The 25,827-nt window shown below is 69.1% G+C and carries 28 protein-coding genes and 1 riboswitch; of the genes, 11 read left to right on the top strand and 17 right to left on the bottom strand.

Annotated elements, in window-relative coordinates; translation table 11 throughout:
* The 5 genes from DEU38_RS12995 to thiO form a co-directional block, all read right to left on the bottom strand.
* Positions 1-125: ATP-binding cassette domain-containing protein (locus DEU38_RS12995; RefSeq protein WP_114721832.1), on the bottom strand; the 125-nt coding region annotated here is incomplete at its 3' end.
* Positions 126-235: 110 nt separating this feature from the next.
* Positions 236-673, bottom strand: a complete 438-nt coding sequence (locus DEU38_RS12990; RefSeq protein ID WP_258557855.1) for a pentapeptide repeat-containing protein — start codon at positions 671-673, stop codon at positions 236-238.
* 211 nt (positions 674-884) lie between these two features.
* Entirely contained in the window at positions 885-1,634 is a 750-nt protein-coding gene (locus DEU38_RS12985) for a thiazole synthase (RefSeq protein WP_302675465.1), read from the bottom strand.
* Between the two features lies 1 nt (position 1,635).
* A complete protein-coding gene (thiS, locus tag DEU38_RS12980) occupies positions 1,636-1,845 on the bottom strand; it encodes a sulfur carrier protein ThiS (RefSeq protein WP_114721831.1) in 210 nt (69 codons plus the stop codon).
* A gap of 21 nt (positions 1,846-1,866) precedes the next feature.
* Positions 1,867-2,931: a glycine oxidase ThiO gene (thiO, locus tag DEU38_RS12975; protein WP_114721738.1), complete on the bottom strand. Its 1,065-nt coding sequence runs from the start codon at positions 2,929-2,931 to the stop codon at positions 1,867-1,869.
* A riboswitch (TPP riboswitch) is annotated at positions 2,931-3,052 on the bottom strand. It overlaps the preceding gene by 1 nt.
* Positions 3,053-3,078: 26 nt before the next feature.
* Here thiO and thiE point away from each other — a divergent pair.
* Complete coding sequence (gene thiE, locus DEU38_RS12970) at positions 3,079-3,771, top strand: thiamine phosphate synthase (protein ID WP_114721736.1); 693 nt, start codon at positions 3,079-3,081, stop codon at positions 3,769-3,771.
* 19 nt (positions 3,772-3,790) lie between these two features.
* Here thiE and DEU38_RS12965 read toward each other — a convergent pair whose 3' ends face one another.
* Both DEU38_RS12965 and DEU38_RS12960 read right to left on the bottom strand, forming a co-directional pair.
* Positions 3,791-4,225, bottom strand: a complete 435-nt coding sequence (locus DEU38_RS12965; protein ID WP_114721830.1) for a hypothetical protein — start codon at positions 4,223-4,225, stop codon at positions 3,791-3,793.
* A 16-nt stretch (positions 4,226-4,241) separates the two neighbouring features.
* A complete protein-coding gene (locus DEU38_RS12960) occupies positions 4,242-5,489 on the bottom strand; it encodes a glycosyltransferase 87 family protein (protein WP_114721734.1) in 1,248 nt (415 codons plus the stop codon).
* 207 nt (positions 5,490-5,696) lie between these two features.
* Here DEU38_RS12960 and DEU38_RS12955 point away from each other — a divergent pair, with 207 nt between their 5' ends.
* On the top strand, positions 5,697-6,086 hold the full coding sequence (locus DEU38_RS12955) for a phage holin family protein (protein WP_114721732.1): 390 nt from the start codon (positions 5,697-5,699) through the stop codon (positions 6,084-6,086).
* 9 nt (positions 6,087-6,095) lie between these two features.
* Here the strand turns inward: DEU38_RS12955 and DEU38_RS12950 are convergent, their stop codons facing one another.
* Positions 6,096-6,617 (bottom strand): helix-turn-helix domain-containing protein, encoded by a 522-nt coding sequence (locus DEU38_RS12950; protein WP_114721730.1) that lies wholly within the window; start codon positions 6,615-6,617, stop codon positions 6,096-6,098.
* A 58-nt stretch (positions 6,618-6,675) separates the two neighbouring features.
* Between DEU38_RS12950 and DEU38_RS12945 the strand changes: the two genes are divergently transcribed.
* From DEU38_RS12945 to DEU38_RS12935, 3 genes are all read left to right on the top strand, one after another.
* The gene (locus DEU38_RS12945) at positions 6,676-8,064 is read left to right on the top strand and encodes an MFS transporter (RefSeq protein WP_114721728.1); all 1,389 of its coding nucleotides are present in this window, start codon (positions 6,676-6,678) and stop codon (positions 8,062-8,064) included.
* Complete coding sequence (locus DEU38_RS12940; RefSeq protein WP_114721726.1) at positions 8,061-8,804, top strand: acyl-CoA thioesterase II; 744 nt, start codon at positions 8,061-8,063, stop codon at positions 8,802-8,804. The genes DEU38_RS12945 and DEU38_RS12940 overlap by 4 nt, the downstream gene beginning before the upstream one ends.
* A gap of 87 nt (positions 8,805-8,891) precedes the next feature.
* Complete coding sequence (locus tag DEU38_RS12935; protein ID WP_114721724.1) at positions 8,892-9,302, top strand: pyridoxamine 5'-phosphate oxidase family protein; 411 nt, start codon at positions 8,892-8,894, stop codon at positions 9,300-9,302.
* Between the two features lie 24 nt (positions 9,303-9,326).
* Here DEU38_RS12935 and DEU38_RS12930 read toward each other — a convergent pair whose 3' ends face one another.
* A complete protein-coding gene (locus DEU38_RS12930; protein ID WP_114721722.1) occupies positions 9,327-10,166 on the bottom strand; it encodes an NUDIX hydrolase in 840 nt (279 codons plus the stop codon).
* A 157-nt stretch (positions 10,167-10,323) separates the two neighbouring features.
* Between DEU38_RS12930 and DEU38_RS12925 the strand changes: the two genes are divergently transcribed.
* From DEU38_RS12925 to DEU38_RS12915, 3 genes are read left to right on the top strand one after another with little or no spacing between them, the layout of a single operon-like run.
* Positions 10,324-11,673 carry a hypothetical protein gene (locus tag DEU38_RS12925; RefSeq protein WP_181818766.1) on the top strand — a complete coding sequence of 450 codons (1,350 nt, stop codon included), beginning with the start codon at positions 10,324-10,326 and terminating at the stop codon, positions 11,671-11,673.
* Positions 11,673-12,653, top strand: coding sequence for a glutamate ABC transporter substrate-binding protein (locus tag DEU38_RS12920; RefSeq protein WP_114721720.1), 981 nt, complete (start codon positions 11,673-11,675; stop codon positions 12,651-12,653). The genes DEU38_RS12925 and DEU38_RS12920 overlap by 1 nt, the downstream gene beginning before the upstream one ends.
* Before the next feature lie 24 nt (positions 12,654-12,677).
* The gene (locus DEU38_RS12915) at positions 12,678-14,927 is read left to right on the top strand and encodes a serine/threonine-protein kinase (RefSeq protein WP_114721718.1); all 2,250 of its coding nucleotides are present in this window, start codon (positions 12,678-12,680) and stop codon (positions 14,925-14,927) included.
* Here DEU38_RS12915 and DEU38_RS12910 read toward each other — a convergent pair.
* The 4 genes from DEU38_RS12910 to pta all read right to left on the bottom strand — a co-directional run bounded on the left by DEU38_RS12910 (position 14,860) and on the right by pta (position 20,280).
* Complete coding sequence (locus DEU38_RS12910) at positions 14,860-15,153, bottom strand: hypothetical protein (protein WP_114721716.1); 294 nt, start codon at positions 15,151-15,153, stop codon at positions 14,860-14,862. The two genes, DEU38_RS12915 and DEU38_RS12910, sit on opposite strands and share 68 nt — an antisense overlap.
* A gap of 2 nt (positions 15,154-15,155) precedes the next feature.
* Positions 15,156-16,925, bottom strand: coding sequence for a cytochrome c oxidase subunit I (ctaD, locus tag DEU38_RS12905; RefSeq protein ID WP_114721829.1), 1,770 nt, complete (start codon positions 16,923-16,925; stop codon positions 15,156-15,158).
* Between the two features lie 86 nt (positions 16,926-17,011).
* Positions 17,012-18,202, bottom strand: coding sequence for an acetate kinase (locus DEU38_RS12900; protein WP_114721714.1), 1,191 nt, complete (start codon positions 18,200-18,202; stop codon positions 17,012-17,014).
* The gene (gene pta, locus DEU38_RS12895; RefSeq protein WP_114721712.1) at positions 18,199-20,280 is read right to left on the bottom strand and encodes a phosphate acetyltransferase; all 2,082 of its coding nucleotides are present in this window, start codon (positions 20,278-20,280) and stop codon (positions 18,199-18,201) included. The genes DEU38_RS12900 and pta overlap by 4 nt, the downstream gene beginning before the upstream one ends.
* A 39-nt stretch (positions 20,281-20,319) precedes the next feature.
* Between pta and DEU38_RS12890 the strand changes: the two genes are divergently transcribed.
* Positions 20,320-20,829, top strand: a complete 510-nt coding sequence (locus tag DEU38_RS12890) for a nitroreductase/quinone reductase family protein (protein WP_114721710.1) — start codon at positions 20,320-20,322, stop codon at positions 20,827-20,829.
* Positions 20,830-20,904: 75 nt separating this feature from the next.
* Here DEU38_RS12890 and DEU38_RS12885 read toward each other — a convergent pair whose 3' ends face one another.
* From DEU38_RS12885 to DEU38_RS12870, 4 genes are all read right to left on the bottom strand, one after another.
* Positions 20,905-21,507 carry a suppressor of fused domain protein gene (locus tag DEU38_RS12885; RefSeq protein ID WP_114721708.1) on the bottom strand — a complete coding sequence of 201 codons (603 nt, stop codon included), beginning with the start codon at positions 21,505-21,507 and terminating at the stop codon, positions 20,905-20,907.
* Positions 21,508-21,555: 48 nt separating this feature from the next.
* Positions 21,556-22,569, bottom strand: a complete 1,014-nt coding sequence (fgd, locus tag DEU38_RS12880; protein WP_114721706.1) for a glucose-6-phosphate dehydrogenase (coenzyme-F420) — start codon at positions 22,567-22,569, stop codon at positions 21,556-21,558.
* 75 nt (positions 22,570-22,644) lie between these two features.
* Positions 22,645-23,130, bottom strand: coding sequence for an RDD family protein (locus tag DEU38_RS12875; RefSeq protein ID WP_114721704.1), 486 nt, complete (start codon positions 23,128-23,130; stop codon positions 22,645-22,647).
* Positions 23,127-23,855 (bottom strand): hypothetical protein, encoded by a 729-nt coding sequence (locus DEU38_RS12870; RefSeq protein ID WP_114721702.1) that lies wholly within the window; start codon positions 23,853-23,855, stop codon positions 23,127-23,129. Before DEU38_RS12870 ends, DEU38_RS12875 begins: the two co-directional genes overlap by 4 nt.
* A 152-nt stretch (positions 23,856-24,007) precedes the next feature.
* On the opposite strand from DEU38_RS12870, the gene DEU38_RS12865 reads away from it, so the two are divergent.
* Entirely contained in the window at positions 24,008-25,012 is a 1,005-nt protein-coding gene (locus tag DEU38_RS12865; RefSeq protein WP_114721700.1) for an alpha/beta hydrolase family protein, read from the top strand.
* Positions 25,009-25,824: an HAD-IIA family hydrolase gene (locus DEU38_RS12860; protein ID WP_114721828.1), complete on the top strand. Its 816-nt coding sequence runs from the start codon at positions 25,009-25,011 to the stop codon at positions 25,822-25,824. Before DEU38_RS12865 ends, DEU38_RS12860 begins: the two co-directional genes overlap by 4 nt.
* Positions 25,825-25,827 lie beyond the last annotated feature (3 nt).

The raw sequence follows: 25,827 nt of genomic DNA, 5'->3' as shown, positions 1-25,827 counted from the left end.
GTCGACTTGCCGGCACCGTTCGGGCCGAGGAAGCCGGTGACGATGCCCGGCTTCACGGAGAACGTGAGATCGTCCACCGCTTTCGTCGACCCGTAGGTCTTCGTCAGTCCCCTCACTTCAATCATGGGGACCACAATGCCCGATGAGGGGACCTCCGCGCATCGGTCGCAGGTCTACATCCGTGTCATACCCAGGGATGACACGAACCCTGAGACAGAGTCGGGGACCACCCGGATCAGGCCCGGACGGCGCCGTCCGGCATCGTCACGTCGGTGAGATCTGCACCACTCACGTCGGCCGTGGCGAGCACCGCGCCGGTCAGATCCGCGTGCGCGAGGTACGCGCCCGCCAATCTGGCTCCCGTCAGGTCGGCGTCCTCGAGGTGCGCCCCGGTCATGTACGCGCCCGAGAGGTCCGCCCCGGCGAGGATCGCGTGCGCCAGGTACGTCGACGTGAGGAACGAGAGCGTCAGCACCGCACCCGACAGATTGGCGTTCGTCAGATACGCCTTGCTGAAGTCGGCGTCCGCGGCGACGGCGCCGGCGAGATTGGCTCCCGTCAGGTTGGCGCCACCGAGTTCCGCGGACGTGAGGTCCGCTCCCGACAGGTCGATACCCGCCATGTTGGCGCCCGTCAGGTTGGCACCGGCGAGGTCGGCACCCGACAGATCCATCCCGTGAAGGTCCGGAGCGTCGGGCATTTTGTCACGTCGGGCGTTCCACGCCACGACATCCGAACGGAGGAGTTGAAGAAGATCTGCATTCAGCGTCGACATGGCATGTCCTATCCCGGCACTGGAACCAACGGAGCAGTCGCTGCCGAGCCTATGTCGCCCGCGCGCGTTCGGCCAGGTATTTCGACCAATCCGTGATCCGCGTGTCTCCCTACATCGGCGACGACGCCTGCGCCCAGAACCGCTTCGGAATGCGGCCGGCGTGCCGGGCCTCGTAGCCGGCGGTGACCGCGCCGCGCATCGCCGACGCCATCAACGCCGGGTCCTTCGCGCGCGTGACGGCCGTCGCGAGCAGCACCGCGTCACAGCCCAGCTCCATCGCGAGCACCGCGTCGCTCGCGGTGCCGATGCCGGCGTCCAGGATCACCGGCACGTTCGCGGCATCGACGATCATCTCGATGTTGTGCGGGTTCGAGATGCCCAGACCGGTGCCGATCGGCGAGCCCAGCGGCATCACCGCGGCACAGCCCACGTCCTCGAGGCGCTTCGCGAGCACCGGGTCGTCCGTGGTGTACGGCAGCACGGTGAAGCCATCGTCCACCAATTGCTCTGCGGCGCTGACCAACTCGATAGCGTCGGGCAGCAGTGTGCGCTCGTCGGCGATCACCTCGAGCTTCACCCAATCGGTCTCGAGCGCCTCGCGCGCGAGCTGCGCGGTGAGCACGGCCTCGGCCGCGCCGCGGCAGCCGGCGGTGTTCGGTAGTAGCGCGATGTCGAGGCGGCGCAGCAGGTCCAGCACCCCGGTGCCGCCCGCGGCGTCGACGCGGCGCATCGCGACGGTGGTCAGTTCCGTGCCCGACGCCACCAACGCCTCCTCGAGCACCGCGAGGTTCGCGGCGCCGCCGGTGCCCATGATCAGGCGGGAGCCGAACGTGCGGTCGGCGATCGTCAGCTTGCCCATCTCAGCCACCCTGCACCGCCGTGAGGATCTCGATCTCCCAGCCGCGGCCCACCGACTCGGTCCACCGGCCGCGCGGGAACACCGCACCGTCCACCGCGACCGCGATGCCGCGCTGCGGCAGTTCCAGCCGATCCAGCAACTCGGCCACCGTCAGCGGCCCGTCGAATTCGTGGTCCTCACCGTTGACGGTGATACCGATCAACTCACTCATCCAAACCTCACTCATGCCCGCTCATACGTCTGCTGTGAATCGTTCGGCGGCGGCACTTTCCGCCTCCGCCAGGGGGTTGCCGTCGAGAATCGCGACGGTCGCGTCCGCGGTGACCGGGGTCATCAGGATGCCGTTGCGCCCGTGCCCGGTCGCGAGCACCACCCGATCCGAGACGCGGCCGATGATCGGCATGTTGTCCGGACTCATCGGGCGCAGACCGGCTTTCGCCTCGTACAGCTCGTACTCGCCGATCGCGGGCATCAGTGCCTCCGCATCGGCGATGAGGTCCCGCACCCCGGCGACGGTGACCTGGGTGTCGTGGCCCGACTCGTACTGCGTCGCACCGACGACGATGCCGTCGGCGCGCGGCACCAGGTACGACGGCCGGCCGTGCACACTGCCGCGGATGGTGCGCCGGGGCGCCGGCGTCACGCCCGGCCGGGACCGAAGACGCAGGATCTCGCCCTTCACCGGACGCACCGGCAGATCCGGCCACAGCTGCGCCGAGTTCGATCCCGCCGACAGCACCACCTGATCGGTGGTGAGCGTTTCCAGGTCGGTCACCGACTGCTCGATCAGCTCCACACCGGCCGCGACGGCGGCCGTCCGCAGCGCCTGCACCAGTAGCCGGTTGTCGACGGCCAACTCGGTGGGCGCCTGCAGCGCCAGGCGGATGCCGCGGCCCAGCGACGGCTCCAACTCCCGGATCTGCGCGCGGTTCAAGATCTTCAGCTCGTGCCCCTGCGTTGCCACCCACTCGGCGATGGTGTGCAGGTCCGCGGCGTCGGCGGCGTCCAGCGCGACGGTCAGCGAGTCGTCGGACGTGAACAGTGTCACCCCCGCGACGGCTTCCAGTTCGGCGCCGAAGTCCGGCCACCGCTGCAGCGACGACGCCCCCAGCGCCAGCGCCTTCTCCTCACCGGGCCAGCCCTCCGACAGCGGGGCCAGCATGCCGCCGGCCACCCACGACGCACCGCTTCCCGGTGCCGGGTCGTACAGCTTCACCGTCCAGCCGCGCTGCGCCGCACGCCAGGCGATCGACAGGCCGATGACACCGCCACCCACGACGGAAACCGATCGGGTCAACTTTTCTCCACCTCACTCCCTGCGCCGGCATGATCCGGGTCAGGTATGACGGTCGGGGCCGGCAGGCCCCCTCTCAGCCCCGCGCACAGTCTGCGCTCCTGGGACTCCCGTGTTGATTCGTCCGCATTAGAGACTACCGTTCCAGGTGTGCATGCCTCCCAGTCCGTCAAGCGCCTGACGCCCCGCGAGCGACTCGCAGACGCGCGCCTCTATCTCTGCACCGACGCCCGCCGCGACAAGGGCGATCTGGCCCACTTCGTCGAAGCGGCACTCGCCGGCGGCGTCGACATCGTCCAGCTCCGCGACAAGGGCTCGGCGGGCGAACGCGAACTCGGGCCGATGGAGGTCAAGGAGGAGCTGGCCGCGCTCGCGGTGATCGGTGCCGCGGCCCGCCGGCACGGCGCGCTGCTCGCCGTCAACGACCGCGCCGACCTCGCGCTCGCCGCGGGCGCCGACGTCCTGCACCTGGGCCAGAACGACCTGCCGGTGCACTACGCGCGCCGGATCGTCGGCCCCGACGTCGTGATCGGACGCTCCACCAACAACCGCGCGCAGGCCAGCCTCGCCGCGATCGAAGAGGACGTCGACTACTTCTGCACCGGGCCGGTGTGGGCCACCCCCACCAAGCCGGGCCGGACGGCGTCCGGCATCGAACTGGTCCGCAGCACCGCCGACGCCGCTCCGACGCGGCCGTGGTTCGCCATCGGCGGCGTCGACCAGGAGCGGCTGCCGCAGATCCTCGAAGCCGGCGCCACCCGGATCGTCGTCGTGCGCGCCATCACTGCCGCCGACGACCCGGAGGCCGCCGCGCGGGCGCTGTCCGACGCGCTGCGCGGCTGACCACCGCTCGGCGCCTCGGTCAGCAGGTTCCGGAGACGGCCCCGTCGACCGAGTCCTCGATCATTGCGCGGCTCGCCTCGGGCATGTCCTCCCAGGTGGCGGTACTCGGGTCGAGCGGCGGCGCGCCCACCGCTTCGGCCTGCATGTTGTAGGAGGCGACCCAGACGGCCGAGTTCGCCTTCAGCTGATCGAGGAACGCCTGCCCCTGGGCCGCACGGTCGAACGACTCGCCCGTCCCCTTCGCCTGGGCCTCGGAACTGTCGAGGAAGGCGGTCACCTGGCTGCACATCTCCTTGACCGCGGCGTCGAGCGCGGCAGAGTCGTCCTGAGCGGCCGTCCCCTGCACGGAGGTGGTTGCCGACGGGCCGGACGCGGAGGTCTCCTCGCTGTCACTGCAACCCGTCAGGAGCAGCAGTGCGGCGGGGACGAGGGCGATCACATGTCGAATACGCATGCCCGACATGGTGACACTATGTCCGGTTCGCATCGGCGGCCGGTACATGGTCGTGCACTCCGTCGGGTGTGCATCGGGCCGCGACGATGCCGGCCCCGATCAACACTCCGACGTAGAGGAGGATGTAGATGTTCATCAGGACGTCGGCGACGGTCCACCACGGCGGGAACAGGAACAGCCCCACCACCACGACGTACTCGTCCCACCGGTAGGGCCAGGCCCCGGTCGCGACCGCGATCACGAGCGCCGCGAGCCACCACCACCAGTTCGTCAGTGCCCGGTGCACGATGTAGACGAGCAGCGGCACGAACCACACCCAGTGGTGGCTCCACGAGAACGGCGAGACTGCCGCGGCGCTCAGCCCCGCGACCGTGACCGCGAGGAGATGCTCGCCGCCGCGGTGCAGACGCAGCACGATCCACATGCTGACCACCACGACGATCGCCGCGAGCACCACCCACAGCACCGTCGGCGCGGGCTTCCCGGTCAGGTGCGCGATCACGCCGCGCAACGACTGGTTCGACGGGTGCTCGTCCTGCGCGATGCGGGTGGACTCGAAGAACGTCTTGGTCCAGTACTGCCACGAATCGTTCGGGAGCACCAGCCAACTCACGCCGATGGTGGCCGCGATGGTCCCCACGGCCACGGCCGCGGCCCGCCACTGCCGCAGCACCAGGTAGTAGAGGACGAAGTACGCCGGCGTCAGCTTGATCCCGGCGGCGATACCGACACCGACGCCCTTGAGCTTGCTGTTCTCGCCGCGCGAGACGTCCCACAGCACCAGTGCCATCAGGACCAGGTTGATCTGGCCGTAGAACAGGGTCGTGCGGACCGGTTCGAGGAACGTACACGCCACCGCCAGCAGCGCCGAGACACCCACCAGGTACGGCGTGATCCGATACCCGAGCATCCGCCAGCACAGCGCGACGATGGCAACCAGCAGGACTAGGTTGGCCCCCATCCAGATGTACTTGTCGATCCCGCCCGGCAACAGTCCGAACGGGATGAACATCAGCGTCGAGAACGGCGTGTACGTGTAGAGCAGGCCGTGGATCACCGGTTCGGTGTAGAGCGGCAGATCCTCCATGACGTGCCGCGCGCCGTCGCGGTAAACGTCCAGGTCGGCTCCGCCGGCGAAGATTCCGATCGTCGGCATCCACGGACGCACGGTCGTGAACACCAACACCACCGACGCGATCGCCCACAGGACGAGCACCGCGAGATGGCCCCGCCGACGCGGTAGTTCACCTGCCTCGGGCCACATTCTCCGCAACACCCGCCTGGCCCCCTCACCGATCTGCCCGGATTGATCTACATACCAAGCCTAAGCAATGAAGCGTCTCGATCCCGCATCCGTTCTTACCGGCCACCCCCCTCCCCTGAGAGGTCGCCACGGACGTTCGGCCACGTTACCCGCCGCACGGCGCCGCTGATCGATACACTCGCCCGAACTACACGAAAGGGCCGGAACATGATTCGCCTTCTGATCAGGTGTGCGTTCTTCCTGGGCTCGGCCGCGGTCGGGATCCTGGCCGCCGTGTGGTTGCTGCCCGAGGTGTCGGTCAGCGCCGCCGGGTTCGTGACCGCCGTCGTGCTCTTCGCGATCGCGCAGAGCGTGCTGTCACCGTTCATCACGAAGATCGCGGCCAAGAATGCACCCGCATTCCTGGGCGGGATCGGACTGGTGTCGACCTTCGTCGCCCTGGTGATCGCGTCCGCCTTCGGCGGCCTGTCGATCTCCGGTTGGCGCACGTGGGTTCTCGCGACGCTCGTCGTGTGGCTGGTGACCGCCCTCGCCACGCTCGTTCTGCCGCTGGTCTTCCTCCGCAACCGGCGGGAAGAGAAGAAAGCCGAGGGCTGACGCCCCGCCCTACCGCTCCCTGTCCCGTTCCATCGCCCTCCGCGCCTGTTCGGCGGTGACGTTCGGGACCACCCGCAGCTCGCCCAGTGGGACCCGACGCCCGGATTCGCTGCGCACCTCGACGTGGACGGGTTCGCCGGAGGTGTCGTCCGCGAGGTCCAGCGGCCCACCGCGCTCGCCCTGCAGGTACTTGTCCCCCCACTGCATCAGCGCCAGCACAGCGGGCAGCACATCCCGCCCCTTCTCGGTCAGGACGTACTCGTGCCGGGTGCGCTGCCCCGGCTCCTTGTAGGGCTGCCGCTCGAACAGTCCCTCGGCGGTGAGTTCCCGCAACCGTGCGGCCGCCACCGCCTCGGCGATCCCGACACGTTCCGCGAAGTGGTCGAAACGGGTTGTGCCGTAGTACGCCTCGCGCAAGATCAGCATCGCCGAGCGCGTACCGATCACGTCCATCGCCTTCGCGATCGAACACTGCGTGGCCCGCCACGCGTCGCGGTCCGCGAGAAACCCGTCGAGCCGTGCCGTCTCCATGCACCCAGACTACGCCCTGGCTTGCTAAATCCATAGCCAGGGTCCACACTACCTGACTATGCAAAACAAAAGTCAGAATCCGGGTGCGCTCATCGCCATCCTGTCCGGGGCGCCGTTCGTCGCGGCCCTGGACCTGTTCGTCGTCAACGTCGCCCTCGACGACATCGCCACCGACTTCGCCGGCACATCGCTCTCCCAGCTGAGCTGGGTCCTCAGCGCCTACGCGATCGTCTACGCGGCCCTGCTGATCCCGGCCGGCCGCTGGGCCGACCGCGTCGGACGCCGACGCGCGTTCCTGGCAGGCCTGGCGCTGTTCACGATCGCGAGCGCCGCGTGCGCCCTCGCCCCGTCACTGTGGCTGCTCGTCCTGTTCCGCCTGGCGCAGGCCGCGGGCGCCGCCGCGCTCACCCCTGCCAGCCTGGGCCTGCTCATCGCGGCCCTGCCCGATGCCCGACGCGCGCTCGGGGTGCGCCTGTGGGCCGCGACCGGCGCCGCCGCGTCGGCCCTCGGCCCCGTACTCGGCGGACTGCTGGTGTCCGCGTCGTGGCGCTGGATCTTCCTGATCAACGTGCCGATCGGCGTGGTGCTGCTGTGGGCGGCCGCGCGCATCGTGCCCGAGTCCCGCGATCCGCACCCCACCGACGTCGACCTTCCCGGCGCGGGTCTGCTCGCGGTCGGTCTCGGCGCGGTGTCGCTGGCGTTGGTGCAGGGCCCCGACTGGGGATGGACGCACGCCGGCACCCTGGTCGCCGTCGCCGTCGGAGTCCTCGCGCTGGCCTGGTTCGCTCGGCGCACGGTGCGTCACCGCAATCCGTTGGTCGACCCGGCGTTGCTGCGGGTGCGCCCGTTCGCGTGGTCCAACGTCACCGCGGTCGCGTTCAGCGCGTCGTTCGCCGCCGGCCTGCTCGCCAACATCCTGTGGATGCAGACCGAGTGGGGCTACTCGGCACTGCGCACCGGTCTCGCGGTGGCGCCCGGCCCGCTGCTGGTCCCGGTCTTCGCGATCGTCGGCCAGGTCCTCGGCCGGCGCCTGCCATCCGGCGTCGTCGCCGGTCTCGGCAGTGCACTGTGGGGCGCCGGCACCGTGCTCATCCTCGCGAGCGTCCACACCGAACCGAACTACGCGACGGGCCTGCTTCCCGGGTGGCTGATCGCCGGCGCCGGTGTCGGACTCGCCCTGCCGACGATTCTCTCGACCGCCACCGCGACGCTGCCGCCCGCCCAAGGCGCCACCGGCAGCGCGGTCGTCAATACCAGCCGCCAACTCGGCAGCGTCCTGGGTATCGCGATCCTCGTCGCCGTTCTCGCGGCGTCCGACTTCACCGCCGCGTGGTGGACCATCGCCGCCCTCGCCGCGCTCGGGGCCGTCACCGCGCTCGCGATGTCGCCCCGGCCGACCGCACAGATTCCCCCGCAAACCGTTACCGCACAGGAGTTCTCGTCATGACCACGACCTTCGATCCTTTCCCCACCCGATTCGACGACACCTGGCGCGCTTTCGACGGCATCCACGGCGGCATGGTGCTCGCGGCGATGCTGCGGGCCGCTTCCGTCGAGACCGGCGCCGTCCCCGCCGCCGCCACCGCGCACTTCTACGCCCCGGTGCGCCCCGGCCCGATCGACATGACGGTGCAGCGAGGACCGGCAGGCCGGTCACCGGGCGTGCAGGTGCGCGCCGGCACCGCCGCGACGGCACTGGTCCGTCTGTCGCGAGGTGCTGCTGCCGCCCGGCACGCACCGTCGATAGAGACGGCCGTCGACCCGGACAGTCTTGCGGGACTGGATATCCCGATCGACTTCGTGCCTTTCTCGCAGCACCTCGACATCCGTCCGATCAACGCCGCACGTCCCTTCGCGGGCGGACCGGACCCGGAGTTCGACGTGTGGATCCGGCTGCGCCCGGGGTTGGAGTTCACCGGTGTCGAGCGCGCCGCGATCCTGCTCGACGCGCTTCCTCCGGGACTGTTCGCGATACGCACTGCGCCGGCACCGATCCCGACCGTCGAGTTGACGGCGCACTTCGCTCCCGCCGCCGGGTCTGCCACCGGACCGTGGCATCGACTGCGCCACCGCACGGTGTGGTGGACATCCGACGAGTGCGTCGACGAAACCGAACTGTTCACCACCGACGGCGAACTCGCCGCCCAGGCGCGACAGCTGCGCCGCATTCTGGACACCTCACGGTGATGCACAGCTCACACCCGAACCTGGTGGCACGAGCGTGCCGCAGCGGGCAGAGTCGAGGGTGAAGGCTCACCGAGGATCGGAGCAGACATGCAGGACCGGACAAACCCCGTCGCCGCTCTCACCGAACAGGACGCGCTGGACCTGTTGTCCACCGAACGCCTCGGTCGGCTCATCCTCGTCACCGACGACCGGCCGGATGTTTACCCGGTCAACTACGTGGTGCACGACGGCAAGATCTACTTCCGTACCGCCGAGGGCGACAAGCTCACCGAGCTCACACTCAAGCCGATGACCACGTTCCAGGTCGATCACGCCGACGCGACGTCGGCGTGGAGCATCGTGGTCCACGGCATCGCGCGCACCCTCGTGCGGTTCGACGAGATCAACGCCGCCGAGGAGTTCGCTCTGCAGTCGTGGGTGCCGACCGCGAAGTACAACTTCGTCGAGATCCGTCCGACGGAGATCCACGGCCGCCGTTTCGTGCTCGACCGCGGCTGAGGCAGGCCGGGCCGCGGCCGGCCGTCAGTCCAGCCAGTTCAGCACGGCCGACGGCGACAGTGCGAGCACCGACTCGGGCAGCCGGTCGCGCAGTCCGCGGTCGGCGGTCACGACGGCGGTGAGTGCCCCGCCGCCGGCCGCGAGCCGCGCCAGTTCGTCGTCGCCGCTGCCGGCGGCGGTGTGCACCGGGATCCGCGTGTCGACGTAGCCGGCGGCGCGGGCCTGTCCCTCGAGCACCGCCTCGATGCGCGGCAGCCACCCGAATCCGCCGTCGGGCAGTTCGATCGTGCGGGGCAGGACCTGGGCGATCCGGTCCAGCAACTCCGTCGTGGCGCCCGGCCGATCGCGCCACCAACCGGTGGGCCGGGATCCGAGCACGTTCGCGGTGTCGAGCAGCACCCGCACCTCGGTGGTCCGCAGGCCCGGCCACGCGGTGGCGAAACCCGGATGCAGCGGCATGTGCTCCACTTGGGCCTCGGGCACCCAGCGCAGCTCGGTGCTCTCCCCGTTCGGGACCAGTGCCAGCGTCTTGTCGGCGTCGGCGATCACCGTCGTGTACGTCCAGCCGCCGGCGACACTCGCCGTCACCCGCTCGGTGCGCACATGGACCGCACCGACGTCGATACCGGTCTCCTCCTGCGCCTCGCGCACCGCAGCGTGGATCGTAGTCTCGTGGCTGTCCCGCGCGCCGCCCGGCAGCGCCCACGTCCCGCCCTGGTGACTCCACGCGGCACGGTGTTGCAACAGCACCCCGGCCGAACCGTCGGCCAACGGGGCACGCAGCAACAGCCCCGCCGCACCGTGCCGGCCCCAATGCCGTACCCCGTCGGGGGTCGTCGCCCAACCGTCTCCGTCACCGCGCATGGAGTGCCTCTCACCTGCCCTGTCCGCCGAGCCGCTCACCTGTCCCCACAGTATTCCCCGCCGCATCACGAATCGGCGGAACAACCTGCCGGTGCTGCTTATATGCTCGGCACTACGGAACGGCGAACCAAACGGACGGCGAACCGAGGTATGAGCCGTGGCAGTGCCGGAGACGACGACGGAGTCGACGCACGCGGCGGACGCGAGGTGGGAGGACGCGCCGCCGAATCGCGCCGCCCGCGTCCACGTGCGCCCACACGCCGCGCGTGACCTGCTGCGATCGACACCCGCCCGCCTGCTCGCCGTCGGCGTCGCACTGCTGCTCGGCACCGTGGCGGCGGGTCTGATCGCCTCCATGGTGGCCGGCGAGCGCAAGCAGGACATCGACACCCTGTTGTCCACCACCGAGCCGCTGGCCCGATCGTCACAGAACCTGTACGCGTCGCTGTCGGTCGCCGATGCCGCCGCGGCCACCGCCTTCCTGTCCGGTGGCGTGGAACCGAGCGAGGACAGGGACCGCTATTCGCAGGCCATCGGGACCGCGGCCGCGGAGTTGGTCGCGACGTCGGACGGGCTGCCGGGCGACGACCAGGGCCGACGGCTGCTCACCGAGATCGCGACGAAGCTCCCGGTGTACACGGGGCTGGTCGAGACCGCACGCACCAACAACCGCGCCGGCAACCCGGTCGGCACCGCGTACCTGGCGGAGGCGTCGGCGCTGATGCAGACGGACCTGCTGCCGTTGGCACAGGCCCTGCACACCGAACGTGCGGCCGCATCGCTGGCGCCGCAGTCCGGGTTCGCCCGCCCGCCGTGGTTCGCGATCGGGCTGCTCGTGGCATTGCTGGCCGCGCTGGTGGCGACGCAGGTGGTGCTGTCGAGGCGGACCAGGCGCACGTTCAACGCCGGGCTCCTGTTGACGACCACGGCCATGGCTGCGCTGCTGGTGTGGATGCTGGTCGCGGGGATCATCTCCGCGGTGTCGGCGCACGAAGCGGTCCGGCAGGGCTCCGAGCCGCTCTCGACGTTCGCGGCGGCGCGCATCCTCGCGCAGCAGGCCCGCACCCAGGAGATCCTGCAACTGGTCCGCCGCGACGAGAAGGCCGAGCACGCGCAGGTGTTCGTCGACGACACCGACCAACTGCGCAATCTGCTGGACAACTACTCGGTGGACGTCGGACGCGACGACGCCGACCGGGCGGTGCAGGCGCTGGACGGCTGGACCGCGTCGCACCAACGCATGATCGACGCGCTCACGGTGGGCGACTGGACGGCCGCCGCCATGACGACGGTCGGTACCGATCCCGCGACGGCGGCCTCGCAGTTCGACATCGTCGACGCCGCTCTGTCGGACGGCGCCGAGGCCGCCCGCGCCGAACTGAGAGGCGACATCTCCCGTTCGTCGACGGTGCTGTCGGCTCTCGGGCCCGGCGCGCTGGTGCTCACGGTGGTCGCGGCCATCGGTATACCGGTGGGCCTGTGGCCCCGCCTGCGGGAATACCAGTGATGCCGCTTCGGCACCTTGCGACAACCGTCGTGGTCGTCGGGGTGGTGGCCGCGATCGCCGCCGGGTGCTCGACGCCACCCGACCCGTACACCCTCCCGCCCACCGAGACGTACAGCGTTGCGCCGCTACCGGAGGGGGCGTCGATCGTGACCTCGGCGCCGACCCCGACACCGCCGGTGGACTGCGGAGACCCGACCGCCAGCCTGCGACCGTTCCCGGCCGGCGAGATACCGCCCAGCGCGTCGCTCGACGCCATCCGCGAACGCGGTCGGCTCGTCGTCGGGCTGGACACCGGCAGCAACCTGATGAGCTTCCGCAATCCCGCGACCGGGGACATCGAGGGCTTCGACGTCGACGTCGCCCGGGAGATCGCCCGCGACCTGCTGGGCAGCCCCGACAAGGTGGAGTTCCGCATCCTCACCTCATCCGAACGTGAACAGGCCCTGAAGGATTCGAGAGTCGATATCGTCGCCCGGACGATGAGCATCACGTGCGACCGGCGGCAGCGGGTGGACTTCTCCACGGTGTACTACCAAGCGCAGCAACGGATCCTGGTGATGGCGGGCTCCCCCGTCACCGACGTCGCGGACCTCGCCGGCAAACGGGTGTGCGCGGTCGCCGGCACCCGCTCCCTCGAACGCATCGTCCGGGCGCAACCCGACGCCACCGTCGTCACGGTCCCGACGTGGTCGGACTGCCTGGTGATGCTGCAGCAACGCCAGGTCGACGCGATCAGCACCGACGACACGCTGCTGGCCGGGATGTCGACGCAGGATCCGTATCTGCGGATGGTCGGACCGAGTCTGGGGCCGGAACCCTACGGCATCGGAATCACCAAGGGCAATGATGATCTGGTGCGATTCGTCAACGGCACACTGGAAAGGATCCGCAACGACGGCACGTGGGAGAGGATCTATCAGAGATGGCTCTCCGGACTGGGCCCCTCACCGGGACCACCACCCCCCACCTACCGGGACTGACGAGGCAGCGAGAACGGAGGATAGATGGCGGGAAAGGATGCGGCAGAAGAGCATACGGTCGACACGGGCGAGATCGCGCAGACGCGCGCCACACAGCACGCGGACGAGCCGATGTCGACCCAGGAGAGCGCACCCACCACCGGGCGCCGGGCCCGCACGCAACGCACCCGGACGGTCTCACGACGTCGACTCGGAGACGGACTGGTGGAGGTGCCACCGGTCCCGCTGCGCGGTCCCGCGTCCGCAGTCCTCACCGATCCGCACGTCCCGGAGCGCAAACGGTTCTGCTGGAAATGCAACAAGCCGGTGGGACGGTCCACCGACGGCGAACCGGGCCCGACGTCCGGTATCTGCGCCAACTGCGGGTCCCGCTTCGAGTTCGCGCCACTACTCGCCCCCGGCATGGTGATCGCCGGCCAGTACGAGGTGCAGGGGTGTATCGCCCACGGCGGCCTCGGGTGGATCTACCTCGCGATCGACCGCAACGTCGACGACCGGTGGGTGGTCCTCAAGGGTCTTCTCCAACTCGGCGACGCCGAGTCCCGCGCCGTCGCCGCATCCGAACGACAGTTCCTCGCCGAGGTGGAGCACCCGAGCATCGTCAAGATCTACAACTTCGTCGAATTCCAGAAGGAAGGCTCCCCGCCGGCCGGATACCTGGTGATGGAGTACGTGGGCGGTAACTCGTTGCGCGACATCCTGTCCACCTACCGGCGACCCGACCGGTTGCCCGTCGATCAGGCCATCGCGTACATCCTCGAGATCCTGCCTGCCCTCGAGTACCTGCACTCCATCGGCCTGGCGTACAACGATCTCAAGCCAGACAACGTCATGGTCACCGACGAACAGGTCAAGCTGATCGACCTGGGCGCCGTCGCACCCCTCGAGAGCTACGGCTACCTGTACGGCACCCCCGGTTTCCAGGCACCCGAGATCACCGAGACCGGGCCCACCGTCGCGTCCGACATCTACACCGTCGGCCGCACTCTCGCCGCACTCACGCTCGATCTGCCGTCCGAGAACGGCCGCTACGTGGACGGACTGCCGTCCCCCGAGCGGGCCCCGCTGCTCGCCGAGTACGACTCGTACCGACGGCTGCTGCTGCGCGCGATCGATCCCGACCCGGACCGTCGATTCGGTTCCGCCCGCGAGTTGTCCGCTCAGCTCACCGGGGTCCTGCGAGAGATCGTCTCCCGCCAGGACGACCAGGAGCATCCCGCCCTGTCCACCGTCTTCAGCCGCCAACGCGCGACGTTCGGCGCGGACGGGTTCGTGGAACAGACCGACGTGTTCGTCGACGGCGTCGAGCGCGCACGAAAACTCGACGCCTACAAGGTTGCCCAGGCTCTCGCGGTGCCGCTGGTGGACTCCGACGATCCCGGTGCCGCACTGGTCAACGCCGCGGCGCACAGCGATCCGCAGTTGATGCTGGACGTCCTCGATCGGGCCCGGGAAGGCCGCTCCGGCGAGGTGCTGAAGTCGGTGGAACTGCCGCTCGCGGAGGTGCGCTCGTACCTCGATCTCGGCGAGGCGAGCCGGGCCCGGCAACTGCTGCGGCCGCTGGCCCTGACGCACCCGCACGACTGGCGCATCGAGTGGTACCGAGGGCTCGCGTCGTTGTTGTCGAACGAACTGACCTCCGCCTACGCATCTTTCGACGCCGTGTACTCGGCACTGCCCGGCGAGGTGGCGCCCAAACTCGCCCTCGGTGCGACCGCCGAGCTGCTGCTCGATCACAGCGACGAGGAGGGAGTCGACCGCTGGCGGATTCCGGCCGTCTCCTACTACGAGACGGTGTGGCGGATCGATCGCAACGTCGTCAGTGCCGCCTTCGGATCGGCCCGACGCCGCGCCGCCGACGGCGACGTCCACGGCGCGGTCACCGCCCTCGACCAGGTGCCGACCGGCTCGCGCAGCTACGGCCTCGCCCGGATGACGGCGGTCCTGACGTACCTCGCGGTGCGGCCGATCCGCAAGATCACCGAAGCCACGTTGCGAGAATCGGCTCGGCGCGTGCAGGCCCTGCCGCGGGCCGAGAGCCGCGGGCCGCAGATGCGGACCGTGGTGCTCGGCACCGCGCTCCAATGGCTCCTCGAGGGGCACACCCCCACCACCGCGCGCGAGCCGCTGCTCGGTGTTCCCTTCACCGAACGCGGCCTGCGCGCGGGGACGGAGTCCTCACTGCGAGCGATGGCGCGCAGTGCGCCTACGCCCACTCACCGCTATACGCTCGTGGATCTTGCGAACGCCGTCCGTCCGCGAAGCCTGTTCTGAGCGCCCCGTCGGCCCGGCTCGAACTGCCGGACTCCTGGATTCGCGCACCGAACCAGGACAGCGCCGCGAGGACGAGGACGACGGCGACGGGGATCGGCAGGACGAGCGGAGTCGCCAGCGCCAGCACCACGGTGAGCAGCGGTGCCAGCAGTCGGCGCGGTTCGGGCCGGGTCTCGGCCGGAGCCGGCTCGACCATCCAGTTGCGGTACCTCGTGCCGTCGTCCACCGTCAGACCCTCGTCTCGTGCTGCAGTTCGGCGACCGTGTCCGCGTTCTTGTCCTTGCCGTGCCCCAGTCCCACGTGGGCCTCGTCGCGCATGCGGTCGACCATGTGCGGGTAGTGCAGCTCGAACGCCGGACGCTCCGAACGGATCCGGGGCAGCTCGGTGAAGTTGTGGCGCGGCGGCGGGCAGGTGGTGGCCCACTCGAGCGAGTTGCCGTAGCCCCACGGGTCGTCGACGGTGACTATCTGCCCGTAGCGGTAGCTCTTGAAGACGTTCCACAGGAACGGCAGCGTCGAGGCACCGAGGATGAACGAGCCGACCGTCGAGATCGTGTTCAGCGTGGTGAAGCCGTCGGTGGGCAGGTAGTCCGCGTAGCGACGCGGCATGCCCGACGCACCGAGCCAGTGCTGGACCAGGAAGGTGAGGTGAAAGCCGACCAGCGTGGTCCAGAAGTGCCACTTCGCGAGGCGCTCGTCCATCATGCGGCCGGTCATCTTCGGGAACCAGAAGTAGATGCCGGCATAGGTCGCGAACACGATGGTGCCGAAGAGCACGTAGTGGAAGTGCGCGACGACGAAATACGTGTCGGTGACGTGGAAGTCGAGCGGCGGGCTCGCCAGCAGGACGCCCGACAGGCCGCCGAAGAGGAAGGTCACGAGGAAGCCGACCGAGAACAGCATCGGCGACTCGAACGTGAGCTGTCCACGCCACATGGTGCCGATCCAGTTGAAGAACTTCACACCGGTCGGGACAGCGATGAGGAACGTCATGAAGGAGAAGAACGGCAGCAGCACCGCACCGGTGGCGTACATGTGGTGCGCCCACACCGCGATCGACAGGGCCGCGATGCCCATGGTCGCGTACACCAGGCCGCTGTAACCGAAGATCGGCTTACGCGAGAAGACCGGGAAGATCTCCGAGACGATGCCGAAGAACGGCAGCGCGATCACGTACACCTCGGGGTGACCGAAGAACCAGAACAGGTGCTGCCACAACATCACTCCGCCGGTCGCCGGGTCGAACAGGTGCGCACCGAGGTGACGATCCACCCACAGACCGATCAGCGCGGCAGCGAGCAGCGGGAACACCAGCAGGATCAGCAGCGACGTGATGAGGATGTTCCACGTGAAGATCGGCATCCGGAACATGGTCATACCGGGGGCACGCAGGCACACGATGGTGGTGATGAAGTTGACGCCACCGAGGATGGTGCCGACACCACCGAGCGCCAATCCGATGATCCACAGGTCCGCGCCGACCCCCGGTGTGTGCACCGCATTCGACAGCGGCACGTAGGCCGTCCAGCCGAAGTCGGCGGCACCACCCGGGGTGATGAAACCGGCCGTCGCGATCAGGCCACCGAACAGGTAGAACCAGTAGCTCAGCGCGTTCAGGCGCGGGAAGCTGACATCCGGCGCGCCGATCTGCAGCGGAACGATGTAGTTGGCGAAGCCGAACACGACCGGGGTCGCGTACAGCAGCAGCATGATCGTGCCGTGCATCGTGAACAGCTGGTTGAACTGCTCGTTCGACAGGAACTGCAGACCCGGGATCGCCAACTCGCTCCGCATCAGCAGCGCCATGAGGCCACCGATGAGGAAGAACGCGAACGCGGTGACGAGGTACATGATCCCGAGCACCTTGGGATCGGTGGTCGTGATCATCTTGTAGATGAACGACCCCTTGGAACCTGTTGCCGCACGACCTGCCGTCGTCGGCCGCGACGGTGTCAGCGTGCGTGGTGGAGCTGTGTCGATCTCGGGGTTGGCAACCATACCGGACATAGTCGGACGTCCGAGGGTTCCGCCACGAGGGTCGAAGGTCCCGACAGTTCCCGCCGACGGACACCGATCTTCCCGATTCAGGTCAACGCGATCGCCTTCCGTGCAATCGCGAGCTCCTCGTTGGTGGGAACGACGAGCACCTCGACCGAGGAACCCTCTGTGCTGATGCGGCGCTCGCCCCGATCGGGCGACTGGTTGAGGGTCTCGTCGACCACGATACCGAGACGGTCGAGACCCGCAAGGGCGTCGCGCCGGACGTCGACGTTGTTCTCCCCCACCCCACCGGTGAACGTGATGACGTCGACGCCGCCGAGTTCGACGAGGTACGCGCCGATGTAGCGGCGCAGCCGGTGCACGTACACGTCGTAGGCGAGCTTCGCGGCCCCGTCCCCGTCGGCGACGAGCCCCAGCAACGCGCGGAAGTCGTTCACACCGCACAGGCCCTTGAGCCCCGAGTGCCGGTTGAGCAGGTCGTCGATCTCGTCCACCTTCATTCCGGCGTTGCGGGCCAGATGCAGGATGACGCCGGGATCCAGGTCGCCGCTGCGGGTGCCCATCACCAGACCCTCGAGCGGTGTCATGCCCATCGACGTGTCGATCGCACGCCCTCCGCGGATCGCGGACGCCGACGCCCCGTTGCCGAGGTGCAGGACGATCTGGTTCAGCTCCGCGTCGTCGCGGCCGGCGAACGCCGCCGCCCGCCCGCTCACGTACTCGTGCGAGGTTCCGTGGAATCCGTAGCGCCTCACTCGATTCGCGCGCGCCACCTCCGCGTCGATCGCATACGTCGCGGCCGCGTCGGGCAGCGTGTGGAAGAACGCGGTATCGAACACCGCGACGTGCGGGACGTCCGGCAACAGCTTGCGCGCCACCTCGATCCCGACCACGTTCGGCGGATTGTGCAGCGGCGCGAGGGGCGACAGCCGCCGCAACTCCTTCAGAACCGCGTCGTCGATCAGGACGGGCTCGTGGAACACCGCGCCGCCGTGGACCACCCGGTGACCGACGGCGACGATGCCGCGCTCGCGCAGCGGCGGGCCGGTCTCGGCGATCACCTCTTCGGCAGCGCGCAGGCCCGCCGCATGATCTGGAATGTAGAGCTCGCGTTCGATCACGCCGCCCGGGTGGCGGTAGACGATCCGTCCCGCCGGCTCCCCGATCCGCTCCACCAGACCCGAGCCCACGGCATCACCCGGCACCGGGTGGACCAGTTGGAACTTGATCGACGACGACCCCGAATTGATCACCAGCACAATACGTTCGGTCATGACGACACCCCCTGCGCCTGGATCGCCGTGATCGCGACGGTGTTGACGATGTCCTGGACCAGCGCGCCGCGGGACAGATCGTTCACCGGCTTGTTCAGACCCTGCAGGACCGGCCCCACCGCGACGGCGCCCGCGCTGCGTTGCACCGCCTTGTACGTGTTGTTGCCGGTGTTGAGGTCCGGGAAGACGAACACCGTGGCCCGGCCCGCCACCGCCGAACCGGGCAGCTTCGCGCTCGCGACTGTGGGCTCCACCGCGGCGTCGTACTGAATGGGGCCTTCCACCGGCAGGTCGGGGCGCCGCTCGCGCACTAGGGCGGTCGCGGTACGCACCTTGTCCACGCCGATGCCCGTACCGGATTCTCCCGTCGAATACGACAGCATCGCGACGCGCGACTCGATCCCGAATCGGGCGGCCGTGTCGGCCGACGAGATCGCGATGTCGGCCAGCTGCTCGGCCGTCGGATCCGGCACCACCGCGCAGTCCCCGTACGCCAGGACCCGGTCCGACAGGCACATCAGGAACACGCTCGACACCGTCGACACCCCTGGCTGGGTCTTGATGATCTCGAGCGACGGCCGAATCGTGTGCGCCGTCGTGTGCGCCGCACCGGACACCATCCCGTCGGCAATCCCCTTGTGCACCATCATCGTTCCGAAGTACGAGATGTCGGCCATGATCTCCCGGGCCCGTTCGATCGTCATGCCGCGGTGCGCCCGCAGCCGGGCGTACTCGGCCGCGAACGCGGAGACGTACTCGGACGTGTGCGGGTCCAGGACGGTGGCCGACGACAGGTCCACACCCAGCTCGGCGGCCCGCCCACGCACCTTCGCCTCGTCACCGAGGATCGTCAGATCCACCACCTGCCGGCGCAGCAGCCTGCCCGCGGCGCGCAGGATCCGATCGTCGTCGCCCTCGGGCAGAACGATGCGCTTGCGGTCGGCACGAGCGCGGTCGATCAACTGGTACTCGAACATCTGCGGGGTCATCACCGACGGGATCTCGAGCTTCAGGAGATCCGTCAGGGTCCGCGAGTCCACCCGCCGCTCCATCAGGCTCAGTGCGGTGTCGACCTTGCGCAGCGAGGCGACCCCGACCCGGCCGCGGGTCTGCGCCGCGGTGCTCGCGGTGTCGAACGTGCCCATCGCGGTGGTGAGGATCGGCAGCCGTGGGTTCAGTCCGTCAATCAGCTTCGCCACGGCGGGATGCGGCGCGATCCCGCCGTTCATGATGATTCCGGCCAGCGACGGAAACCCCTGTGCATCATGGGCATTGACGAGAGCGAGCAGCACGTCGGACCTGTCGCCCGGCGCGATGACGACGGTGCCCTCGGACAGCCGCTCGAGGATGTGCTCGGCAGTCATGCCGCCTACCATCACCCGCAGCGCCTCACGCTGTAGGAGCGCGGTGTCACCGCTGTACAGCTCGCCGTCGATGGCGTCGAGCAGTTCGGCCATCGTCGGGGCGACCAGCAGCGGAATCTCCGGCAGGCTCCACACCGGCACCCCGGCCGCGTCCGGCGCGGCCGCGTACTCCTCGAGCCGATCGGGATCGCAGCGGTTGACGACTATCGCGACGAGATGCGCGTGCTGGGTCGCCAGCTCGGCGGTGCACAGGTTCGCGAGCTGCGCCACCTCGTGCGGCGTGCGGCGGGCCCCGCGCAACGTCAGCAGCACCGGCGCCTCGAGGTTGGCCGCGATCCGCGCGTTGTAGCCGAGCTCGCTGGGGCTCGCGACGTCGGTGTAGTCGCTGCCGACGATCACGACTGCGTCGCACTGCTCGGCCACCTGGTGGTAGCGGGAGACGATCTCACTGAGGGCGCCGTCCGGGTCGGCGTGCACCTGCTCGTACGTCACGCCCAGGCACTGCTCGTAGCTCAGGTCCGCGGTGGTGTGCTCGACGAGCAGTTCGTGAATGTGGTCGGTCTCGTCGGTGCCGCGCGCGATCGGCCGGAACACCCCCACTCGCGCGGTGGACGCGCACAGCATGTGCAGCACGCCCAACGCGACCGTGGACTTCCCGGTATCGCCCTCCGGCGAGGCAATGTAGACGCTCGACACGGTGCCCGAATCAGCCATGAGCGACAGCCTAGTGACGATCGCGCATAATCGGCGCCCATGAGCGAATCGTCATTCCCGGACGTCCGGTGGGGTTCGGAGAACAGCATCCTGCGCGGGCCGGGCACCGCGTTCGCGGCGACCGGGCTGGGGTCGTGGACCATCCGCCGGCTCGCCGGGGTGGACCGTCGACTGCTCCTGCGCAGCAAGGGCCGCTACACGATCCTCGGCCCCATCGGCGCGCCGACGGTCCTGCTCAACACGGTCGGACGCAAGTCCGGGCAGCGCCGCACCAGCCCGCTGCTGTACATCCGTGACGGCGACCGTCTGGTGGTCGTGGGCAGCAACTTCGGGCAGGCGCACCACCCGGCGTGGACGTCGAACCTGCTCGCGCAGCCCGAGGCGAGCGTGACGATGGCCGGACGCGACATCCCCGTCCTCGCGGAGCAGGTCGACGGCGAGGAGAAGGACCGGCTGTACAAGCAGTTCGTCGAACTGGCCGGCGCGTACGCCGTCTACCAGGGCCGCACCGACCGGAACCTGCGGATGTTCGCCCTCACCCGCCGCTGACCGTCGCCGCCGCTGTGGCCGAATGTCACATGCGTTCAGTTGGACTGGACGTATGTGACATTCGGCCAGCGGGGGTCAGACCACCGAGGGGCGGTCGATGTCGGACACGTCGGCGCCCGCCGATTCGAGTCGTGTGAACAGTTCGTCGGCGCCCAACCGGGAGGCGAACTGCAACTCGGCGTCGGTGATCGGCACCGCCTGCAACCATGTGGTCACATCCTCGTCTCGTTCGACGAGGATCTCGAGCGCCGACCAGATGAACGGGACGACCAGCAACACGTGCCGGGTGGAACGGTCCGGATCCGCCGCATGAACGGCGTTGGGAACGATGGTGTTCGGGGTGACGTGCAATGATCCGGACGCGATCTGGAACGCGCACTGGGCGAGGACGTCGGACAGGAGCCGATAGTCGGCACGTCCGACGGTGATCAGCTCGGTGCGAATCGGGCGGCCGTCCTCGGTGGTGACGTTCGTCGGGAACCTCTCCATGTCGAGAGTCGCGTAGGACGCGTACCCCGGGGCGGGGCATCCGTCGCCGACCGCGATCGACACCTCGGGCGGTTCCTCGCCGTCTCCGTCCGGGTCCACCGCCGCCCGGAACCGCAACACCTGCGGCGGCACGCCGAATACGTCACCGATTCGGCGTGCCGCGGCCCGGACTTCCTCGCTGGCTTCCATGGGAACGAGCCTAGATGCCGGCCCCGAGCGAACCGGCGTCGGCGCCCGTCACGCCAGGGCGCGCAGGCGCGGGGCGAGGTCGCGCTCGAAGAGGTCCAGGAACCGCTTCTGGTCGTGACCGGGCGCGTGGAACACCAGGTGGTTGAGGCCGGCATCGATGTACGGCTTGATCTGCGCGACAGCCTCGTCCGGATCCGACGCCACGATCCACCGCTTGGCGACCTGCTCGATGGGCAGCGCGTCGGCGGCCGCCTCCATCTCGATCGGATCGTCGATGGAGTGCTTCTGCTCCGCCGTCAGCGACAGCGGCGCCCAGAACCGGGTGTTCTCGAGCGCGGCGTCGGCGTCGGTGTCGTACGAGATCTTGATCTCGATCATCCGGTCGATGTCCGCGAAGTTGCGGGCCGCCTTTTCGGCCCCCTCCTTCACCGCGGGGATCAGCTTCTCGGTGTACAGGTCCATGCCCTTGCCGGACGTGCAGATGAAGCCGTCGCCCGCGCGGCCCGCGTAGCGCGCCACGACGGGGCCACCGGCCGCCACGTACACCGGGATGCCGCCCTCGGGAACGTCGTAGATCGAGGCGCCCTTGGTGCTGTAGTACTCGCCCTCGAAGTCGACCCGGTCGCCGGTCCACAGGTCGCGCATCAGCTGCACCGACTCGCGCAGGCGCGCGAAACGCTCCTTGAACTCGGGCCATTCGCCCTTGAAGCCGGTCGCGATCTCGTTGAGCGCCTCACCGGTGCCGACACCGAGCATGACGCGTCCCGGGTACAGGCAGCCCATCGTCGCGAACGCCTGCGCCACGACGGCCGGGTTGTAGCGGAACGTCGGCGTCATCACCGAGGTGCCGAGCTGCAGGCGCTGGGTGCGCTCGCCGACCGCCGTCATCCAGGCGATCGAGAACGGTGCGTGGCCGCCGTTGTGCCGCCACGGCTGGAAGTGGTCGCTGACGGTGACACTGTCGAGGCCGTGTTCCTCGGCCATCACGCCCAGTTCCACCAGGTCACGCGGCCCGAACTGCTCCGCGGACGCCTTCAAACCCAACTTCAGTCCCTGTACCACCGGTTCTCCGATCGTCTACCTGATTCGATTGGGTTCGAGTATGCCCCGACCAACCGACGCGGAGTAACCCCCGTCTCAGTCGCGCAGGGCGCGGTGTTCGACGATCGTGGGGTCGGCGCGCCAGTCGTAGACCACCGACGTGCGCAGGACGATGTCCTGCAGGGAGCGGCGTCTCGGGTCGATCGCCACCCACAGCAGCCCGAACCCGAACAGCACGCACAGCACCGCGCGGGCGGCGCACCGTGGCCAGCGCACGAGGCGGCCGTTGCGGCTGACCATCCGCAGACCCATCACGACGGCCCCGACCGTTCGACCGCTCGTGGCCCAGAACGCCGTCAGGTACAGCACCGACAGCGCCAGGAACGTCGTCACCGACAGGATCGCCCGAACCTCCGGAAAGCGAAAATCCTGCGGCGAGAACAACAATCGCGCGAACATCAGGGCCAGATAGACGCCGACCAGCATGGTCAGCACGATGCCGATGTCGATCACCGCCGCCAGACCGCGGGTGACGATGCCGGCTGGGCGGTGCGGCGGATCCTCGCGGACGGTGCCGGTCACCGATCACCACCGGTGCCGGGATCCTGCACATCCGACTCGCCCCGGCCGAACAGTCGGCCGACGAAGCCCGCAACCGCGTCGTCCGCCTGCATGCCCTGACTGCGCGCACCGCGGACCGCCTCGGTCGACATCGACCCGGTCGACTCGCGGATGATCCGCGGCAGGTCGACGCCGTCGATCACGCTGTTGGACAGATCCACCAGATCGACCCGTTCGATCACCGCGTCCACGTCCACCTTCGCGGCGATCGCATCCACGTCCACCCGCGCCGCGATCGCATCCACGTCCACCCGGTCGATGATCCGGTCGATGTCGACGCGCGCGGCGACGTCGTCGACGTCGACCCGGTCCAGAATCGGCGCGATGTCCACCCGCGCCGCGATGGCGTCGACATCCACGCGGTCGACGATCCGTTCGATGTCGATGCCTTCCGCGATGGTGTCGAGGTCGACGTGGTCGCGGACGACGGCCGTGATGTCCACCTCCGCCAGCGCGGCCGCCACCACTCGGCGCACCACGACCCGCAGCACGCGGTCGGAGAGCTCGTCCGCCGCCCGCAGCGTCTCGGCGCCGCGCGACTCGAGCGCGGCCAGACCGGCCTCCAACCCGGGCACGCGGCGCGCGAGATCCAGCGTGGTGCCCGCCGCGAAGCGCAGAGCGTCGCCGAGGAATGCGACGGATCCGGCCGCGACGCGGACCGGATCGGGAGTTCGGTTGCCGTCCATACCGAACATCCAAGACCGATCGGGCGGAAAATGCACGCTCCCGGGTCCGACGCCGTCCGGAAGCGCCACCCCGGCACGACTCCCGCGGATATGCTGGCGTGAGCTTCATTCAGCCAGAAAGCAATTCAGGCCGATTCGGCCGGAGGTGCGCGATGAGAAGCTCTGGGGCGAGCGCCGGTGCACAGCACTGGTTCCTCCACTCGATCACTCTCGTCGGAGTGCTGGTGGTCTCCCTGCTCGGCGGGGCGCTCACCGCGCGGGCCGCTCCGTCGGGCGTCGCGTACGTGGCGGGGACGGTCCAGGTGAGCGACCGCGTCACCCGCATCTCGGTGTACTCGCCGTCGATGGACCGAGTGGTCTCGAGCGACGTCATCCATCCCGTCGGTGGCGGGCCGGCACCCACGTTCTACCTGCTCACGGGCATCACCGGCGGCGAGGACGGCGTCTCCTGGTACAACAACACCGACGTGACGCAGTTCTTCGCCGACAAGCACGTCAACGTGGTGCTGCCGGTGGGCGGCAAGTTCTCCATGTACACCGACTGGGCCGACGACGATCCGGTGCTGGGCCGCAACAAGTGGCAGACCTTCCTCACCCGGGAACTACCGACGGTGATCGATCGTCAGTTCGGTACCACCGGCGTCAACGCCCTCGGCGGGGTGTCGATGGCAGCGGGCCCGGTGCTCGACCTCGCGATCCAGGCACCCGACGTCTATCGCGCCGTCGGCTCGTACAGCGGGTGCGCGGGAACCAGCGACTTCAACGGGCAGGCGATGGTCCGCTCCATGGTCGAACTGCGTGGCGGCGGCAACGTCAACAACATGTGGGGTCCCGTCGGCGGGCCGCAGTGGATCGAGCACGACCCGGTGGTGCAGGCAGAAAGGTTGCGCGGCAAGGTGTTGTACCTGTCCGCCGCGTCCGGTATGCCCGGCGCCATCGACCGCCTCGACCCGCTGATCGCCATCCCGCAGGGCGTTGTGGGCGGTCTGCTGGAGTCGGTCACGATGCGCTGCACCCTGGTGATGGACGCCCGCCTGCGGTCGCTCGGGATCCCTGCGACCGTCGTCTACCGGGACGTGGGCAGCCACACCTGGGGTGTGTTCGAGGCCGAGATGCAGGACTCGTGGGCGGTGCTCGGACCGGCGATCGGGGCATGACGGATACTGGTGGTGTGAGTACCGACGAGCGGAACCCCGGTTGGACCTATCTCATGGACATGGACGGCGTGCTCGTCCACGAGGAACACATGATTCCCGGCGCCGACGCCTTCCTCGCCGAACTGCAGGAGGCGGGAACGCCGTTCATCGTCCTGACCAACAACTCGATCCGGACGCCGCGGGATCTGCGGGCACGCCTGCTGCGCAGCGGCCTGGACATCCCGGAGAAGTCGATCTGGACCTCCGCGCTGGCCACCGCGACGTTCCTGAAGAACCAGCGTCCCGGCGGAAGTGCTTACGTGGTGGGCGAATCCGGCCTCACGACGGCGCTGCACGAGATCGGCTACGTGCTCACCGACAACGACCCGGACTACGTGGTGCTCGGTGAGACCCGCACGTACTCGTTCGAGGCGATCACCACCGCGATCCGTCTCGTCGAGCGCGGCGCGCGGTTCATCGCCACCAACCCGGACGCCACCGGCCCGTCCCGCGACGGGTCGCTGCCGGCGACCGGTTCGGTCGCGGCCCTGATCACCCGCGCGACCGGCCGTGAGCCGTACTACGTGGGCAAGCCGAATCCACTGATGATGCGGTCGGCGCTGCGCGCGATCGGGGCGCACTCGGAGAACACGCTGATGATCGGCGACCGGATGGACACCGACGTCGTGTCCGGGCTCGAGGCCGGGCTGCAGACCATCCTGGTGCTCACCGGAATCTCCACCCGCGCAACCGTCGAGACGTTCCCGTACCGTCCGACACTCGTCCTCGAATCCGTGGCCGATCTGGTGGGGCGAACCGCGAACCCGTTCTGAAAG

This window comes from Rhodococcus sp. AG1013 (assembly GCF_003350365.1).
Classification (GTDB): Bacteria; Actinomycetota; Actinomycetes; order Mycobacteriales; family Mycobacteriaceae; genus Prescottella.
The sequence above is the reverse complement of the archived record's forward strand: the minus strand, read 5'-3'. Positions and strand labels throughout refer to the sequence as shown.